Consider the following 6,607-nt stretch of genomic DNA (forward strand, 5'->3'; position numbering starts at 1 on the left):
CCCAACGAGCGAGTTCTGACGAGGAATTCAGGCTTTGTTCACCCGGGCAGTAAACGGCCTTGCTACTCTCAATAAATAAGGAGCGAGGACTATGCAAAGCGACATAGGATCATGCCGGTGGGCTATCCCCGAAGGCTACATTCCAGCATGGAGCAATGGGCCGAAGCCGGAACTGGAGAGCCACGGCACTGCCTGTATTCTCAACGCTTCCGAGAAGGATGCACGAGTTCACATCACCATTTTCTACGCGGACCGCGACCCTGTGGCCGGCTATGAAATCATCGTACCGGCCAGGCGAACAAGGCATGTGCGTTTTAACGAGCTTTGCCAGCCGGAAGAGATTCCTCGAGGCACGGACTTCGCGTCCGTAATCGAATCGGACGTGCCGATCGTTGTGCAGCATACGCGGCTGGATTCGCGACAACCGGACACAGCGCTCTTGAGCACCATGGCGTTTCCATCGTGAGGTTGAAGGCATCGTAAGGGGAACATGAATGGCGAAGACGGTGAGCGATTACCTGATAGACAGACTATACGAGTGGGGCATCCATCGCATTTATGGATACCCCGGCGATGGCATCAACGGCATCATGGGCGCGCTGTTGCGTGCCGGAGAAAAAATGCAATTCATACAGACCCGCCATGAAGAGATGGCCGCATTCATGGCATGCGCCCATGCCAAGTTTACCGGGGATATTGGCGTATGTATGGCAACTTCCGGGCCGGGGGCAATCCACTTGCTCAACGGACTCTACGATGCCCGCATGGATCATCAGCCGGTTCTGGCGATTGTCGGGCAGCAGGCGTCGACGGCACTCGGCAGCGAGTATCAACAGGAAGTCGACCTCGGCACGCTGTACAAGGACGTGGCCTCGAGTTTCGTCCACACGGTTTCCTCCCCCGTGCAGATGCGGCACATTGTCGATCGCGCAGTCCGCATCAGCACCGCGGACAGCACCGTGACGTGCATTATCATTCCGAACGATATACAGGAAGAACCCGCGGTCGAGGCCCCTCCGCGAAAGCACGGTGTGGTCTTCTCTGGTTCGGGCTATTCGAAGCCGCGTATCATTCCCAAAGACAGCGACTTGAAGCGGGCTGCGGATGTTCTGAATGCCGGAAAAAAGGTAGCGATGCTCATTGGTGCCGGAGCCATCAGCGCGGCCGACGAAGTGATGGAGACCGCCGAAATCCTCGGTGCAGGAATAGCGAAAGCCCTCCTCGGAAAGGCGGCCCTGCCGGACGAGTTGCCATACGTCACCGGAGCGATAGGTCTGCTGGGGACCAAACCCAGCTGGGTCCTCATGAACGAGTGTGATTCGCTACTCGTCGTCGGTTCCAATTTTCCTTATTCCGAGTTTTTGCCGAAAGCCGGGTCCGCGCGGGGTGTACAGATCGACATCAAGGCGCGCAACCTGTCTGCCCGTTACCCGATGGAGGTCAATCTGCACGGCGAGGCAAAGGAGACGCTCCAGGCACTTATCCCTCTACTGCATCGCAAGGAGGATCGATCGTGGCAGGAGCAGGTCCGCAACGGTGTCGAGGAGTGGTGGAAGGTCCTCGAAGCGCGGGCAAAGAACGAAGCGGATCCGATTAATCCGCAGCTCCTTTTTTGGGAGCTCTCGCCAAAGCTGCCTGATAACTGCATTATCACATGCGATTCCGGAACGGCCGCCAATTGGTTCGCTCGCGACCTTAAGGTTCGTAGCGGCATGCTCGCGTCGCTCTCCGGGAATCTCGCCACGATGTGTCCTGGCGTTCCCTATGCGATCGCGGCCAAATTCTGCTTCCCGGATCGCGTCGCTGTTGCCCTGGTAGGCGACGGGGCGATGCAGATGCTGGGCAATAACGGGCTCATTACGATCTCGAAGTACTGGAAGGAATGGGACGATCCCCGCCTGATCATCTGCGTCCTTAACAACCATGATCTCAGCCAGGTTACGTGGGAGCAGCGCGTGCTCGCAGGCGACCCAAAATTTGAGGCCTCACAGAACATACCGGACTTCCCTTACGCGAAATACGCACAGGATCTGGGCCTGCACGGCGTGCGGGTTGAGAAACCGGAGGCGATTTCCGGTGCATGGGACGAGGTGTTTTCCGCCGACCGCCCCGCGGTTCTCGATGTCCGCACCGATGCGAACGTTCCTCCACTGCCCCCTCACATCAGCTTCAAGCAGGCCCGGATGTACTTGTCGTCCATACTAAAAGGCGATCCCGACAAGGCCGGAATGATCAAACAATCATTCAAAGACCTCGTGGAAAGCTGGACCCCCTGATTAGCCGAGAACGATGCCAAGGGCTTGTGTCAGCGAACAACGCGGAGTATGGACAACAATGAGATCGGCGCCCCAGGACACACGTCGGGAATCTGATTTCCCGATAGTAGACCGTTTGCGGATCTGGGTCTGCACGGTCCCAACCGACGCGCCTGAATCCGACGGGACACTCCAATGGGACTCGACAACGGTCATTCTTCTAGCCCTGCGCGCCGGCAACCGTGAAGGTATCGGGTATACGTACACGCATGCGGCCGCAGCGAGCTTGATTCAAGATAAGCTGGCTGCATACCTCCTGGGCTCGAATCCTGATTGCATTCCCGAGTCGTGGTACAATATGCGTATCGCAGTGCGCAATCTCGGTCAGCCGGGTCTCGCCGCTTCGGCCATCTCGGCCGTCGATAATGCGCTGTGGGACCTGAAGGCGAAATTACTGGACCTATCTGTTTCGCAGCTATGGGGCTCCTTCCGCGCATCTGCTTCCATCTACGGGAGCGGCGGCTTCACATCATATTCTCATGCGCAATTAAGCGAACAATTGAACGGATGGGTCTCCCAAGGCGCACGTGCAGTGAAAATCAAAGTCGGCCGGTCTCCCGAACACGATCCGTCACGCGTCGCAGCGGCGCGCCAGGCAATCGGAGACACGGTGCGACTCTTTGTCGACGCTAATGGAGCCTACGAAAGCAAACAGGCCTTGGAGCTCGGTGCCGTTTTCGCCGAAAAGAGTAACGTGAGTTGGTTCGAGGAGCCGGTAACATCCGATGCTTTGGAAACCCTGAGGTTCATTCGGGGCCGTTTACCTTTGGGAATGGAGCTCTCTGCCGGCGAGTACGGATACACACCCGCGTATTTTCGAAAGATGCTGGAGAACGGTGCGGTCGACGTCCTGCAGGCTGACGCCACACGCTGCCTGGGGTGCACGGGATTCTTTCATGTTGCGTCATTATGCGAGGCATTCCACGTTCCGCTTTCCGCGCATACCGCACCTGCTCTTCATCTTCACTTGGCATGCGCAGCCCCGGCCGTGCGAAACATAGAGTGGTTCCACGACCATGTGCGCATTGAGCAAATGTTGTTTGATGGCGCACCCCGGCTGGTGGACGGGGCAGTCAAGCCCGATTCGTCCCGTCCCGGCTTCGGACTTGATCTCAAACCGGATATGCTCCGTCGATTTCAATCACGCGAGTCTGTAACAGTTGAGTACAGTGCATGAATCTTCTACGCACGGAATCGGGGAAAAGCTCGCTCGCGGCCTCGGAGATCGACCGCACCGGACTAGCCGAGAGGCTTCGCCGCAACATTGCGGGTGAGGTACGCTTCGACGATGGAAGCCGGGCGATCTACTCCACGGATGCTTCCAACTACCGACATATCCCCATTGGCGTCGTGATTCCCCGTTCGACTGATGATGTTGTTGCCACAGTGGCGGTTGCGCGCGAGTTTGGTGCCCCCATCCTTGCGCGGGGGGGTGGCACAAGTCTTGCGGGGCAGTGTTGCAATGTAGCCGTCGTTATGGATATGAGTAAGCACGTCAACCGCGTGCTGGAAGTAAATGCACGCGAAAAATGGGCACGCGTTGAACCTGGCGTCGTGCTCGATCAGCTTCGCGTACCGATCCAAAGGCAACATGGGCTTACATTTGGTCCAGATCCAGCTACGCATACCCACTGCACGTTAGGGGGTATGATCGGCAACAACTCCTGCGGCGTCCATTCCGTTCAAGCGGGACGCACCTCGGACAATATCCACGAGTTGGATGTGCTGACGTACGATGGAACGCGCCTGCAAGTCGGAGAAACCCCCGAGGACAAGCTGGCCCGCATGATTGGCAGCAACGGTCGTACAGGCGAAATCTATAGCGGACTCCAGCGACTGCGGGACGAGAACCTGCAGCGAATTCGGACCCGTTTTCCGCAGATTCCGCGCCGCGTTTCCGGATACAATCTTCCGGATCTGCTTCCGGAACGGGGCTTCCATCTTGCGCGGGCGCTGGTCGGATCAGAAGCAACGTGCGTCACCGTTCTCGAAGCCAAAGTGCGCCTTGTTCATTGGCCCAAGAGGCGTGCGCTCGTCGTTCTCGGGTATGACGACGTATTCGCGGCCGCCTCACACCTTTCTGAGGTCCTCGAGCATCAGCCCGTCGCCCTCGAGGGAATCGACGACAAGCTCGTTCACTACATGCGCGTCAAACACCTTCACGAGAAAGACATACATCTCTTGCCCGACGGGAAAGGCTGGCTGCTGGTGGAAATGGGAGGGGAGAGCAGAGATGAAGCAGAGAGCCGTGCACATGATCTCATGAACGCTCTCCGTCGGAGCAAAGACACGCCGGCCATGAAGTTGTACGACAGCACGGAGGAAGTTGAGCGGATCTGGGAAATTCGCGAGTCCGGGCTGGGCGCGACTGCGCATGTTCCGGGGATGCACGACACATGGCCTGGCTGGGAGGACGCTGCCGTGCCTCCAGTGCGGCTCGCCGATTATCTCCGAGACTTCCGATCGCTTCTGAACGAATTCAAGTATGAAGCGGCGCTCTATGGCCATTTCGGGGACGGCTGCGTTCATTGCCGCATCGATTTCGATCTTGAATCCGAGCAAGGCAAAGAGCGATACCGTGCATTCACAAGCCGCGCGGCTGATCTCGTGGTTCAATATGGCGGCTCGCTCTCCGGAGAACACGGAGACGGACAATCGCGGGCCGACTTGCTCGAGAAAATGTACGGACCGGAACTCATCGATGCATTTCGGGATTTCAAGCGTATCTGGGATCCCGATGGCAAGATGAACCCCGGAAAGGTTGTCGACCCCAACTCCCGCACCGCTGACCTGCGGGTCACACCGCCCCTCGATGATCTGCAAGTGCGGACGCATTTCCAATTCCCCGATGATGACGGGAGCTTCGCCTCATCGACACTGCGATGCGTGGGCGTCGGGAAGTGCCGCCGAACGCACGATGCCTTCATGTGCCCCAGCTTCGTGGCGACGCGCGACGAGAAGGACTCGACGCGTGGCCGGGCTCGAGCACTCTTTGAAATGCTCCACGGCGAGAGCATTCACGACGGCTGGCAAAGCAGGGACGTGCATGACACGCTCGATCTCTGTCTGGGCTGCAAGGGCTGCAAGAAGGAATGCCCCGTTGACGTGGACATGGCGACCTATAAAGCGGAGTTCCTTTCGCACTACTACGACGGCCGCCGGCGCCCCCTGTCACACCACGTGATGGGAAAAGTGGAGCGCTTTGCGCGGCTCGGGTCCCGTTTCCCGGGCGTGGCCAATTTCCTTTCAAATACGTGGCCCTTCGGCCCACTCGCGAAGCGGATTACGGGGGTAGCATCTGCTAGACGTCTACCCAGGCTCGCCAGGGAGTCGTTTAGCAGGTGGTTCGAGAAGCGGCCTGATCAGAGGAAACAAGGTGAACCGCTCGTACTCTTCCCAGATGCCTTCAATAACTACTTTTTTCCTGGCACACTCAAGGCGGCGGTTGCGGTATTCGAGCGCATGGGCTATTGCGTTCAGGTACCAGGTGGCGGGATCCCGGCGATTCGTCCGCTGATACACTACGGTTTCCTGCAGGACGCCAAGAAACGACTCGCTCCCGCAGTAGCGTATCTCGATGATTTCGCTCGTCAGGGAATTCCCATCATCGGGATGGAGCCCAGCGAGGTCTCCGTATTTCGGGACGAGCTCCGGGGGCTCTATCCCGACAACGATTCGACCGAACGCCTCCGCAAAGGCGTCAAACTCTTCAGTGAGTTCCTGGACGAAACCGAGGTGGAATTTCCTCAGCTGTCACGTAAAGCCGTCTTTCATGGCCACTGTCACCAGAAGGCCGTTCTTCGATCGGAAGCAGCACGGAACGTATTGCGGCGCATCGGCCTCGAATTCATTGAGCCGGAAGTCGGCTGCTGTGGTATGGCCGGTTCATTCGGATACGAGCGATCGCACTACGATGTTTCCATGTCAGTTGCTCGACAAAACCTGATTCCTCGGATCCGCGAAGCTGGCTCTGACACCCTGATCATTGCCGACGGATTCAGCTGCCGCGAGCAGATCCGCCACGGCACCGGCCGGAACGCACTTCATCTGGCAGAAGTTGTGGCGCGCTCACTCCAGGAGCAGGCTGGAGGCAGGCCATGAGAGCCGTCGCCGTCCTGACAGATCCCCTGACGATTGCCGAAAAAGTGCTATTGATCTTTGATTTGACAAATAAATGTCTCACAGTCTGAGGTTCGCATGATGGAAGAACGAGCGCAGCAGACTCTGGCTCTTGCCGGCTTGGTCGAGGGAGTCGATGACTTCCTCGGCCAGGGCGCCGGCATCGTCCGGAA

The 6,607-nt window shown here is 58.1% G+C and carries 4 protein-coding genes; all 4 read left to right on the forward strand.

Features of this window, described 5'->3' with window-relative positions:
• Positions 1–91 precede the first annotated feature (91 nt).
• The 4 genes from J5J06_10920 to J5J06_10935 are packed head-to-tail and all read left to right on the forward strand — an operon-like array spanning position 92 to position 6,416.
• Positions 92–466 (forward strand): sensory rhodopsin transducer, encoded by a 375-nt coding sequence (locus J5J06_10920; protein ID MCO6437590.1) that lies wholly within the window; start codon positions 92–94, stop codon positions 464–466.
• 28 nt (positions 467–494) lie between these two features.
• Positions 495–2,276, forward strand: a complete 1,782-nt coding sequence (locus J5J06_10925; protein ID MCO6437591.1) for a thiamine pyrophosphate-requiring protein — start codon at positions 495–497, stop codon at positions 2,274–2,276.
• Positions 2,277–2,334: 58 nt separating this feature from the next.
• Entirely contained in the window at positions 2,335–3,492 is a 1,158-nt protein-coding gene (locus tag J5J06_10930) for a mandelate racemase (GenBank protein MCO6437592.1), read from the forward strand.
• A complete protein-coding gene (locus J5J06_10935) occupies positions 3,489–6,416 on the forward strand; it encodes an FAD-binding protein (GenBank protein MCO6437593.1) in 2,928 nt (975 codons plus the stop codon). Before J5J06_10930 ends, J5J06_10935 begins: the two co-directional genes overlap by 4 nt.
• Positions 6,417–6,607: the final 191 nt, after the last annotated feature.

The sequence above is a fragment of the Phycisphaerae bacterium genome (assembly GCA_024102815.1).
In the GTDB taxonomy this organism is placed as follows: Bacteria; Planctomycetota; Phycisphaerae; order UBA1845; family UBA1845; genus JAGFJJ01.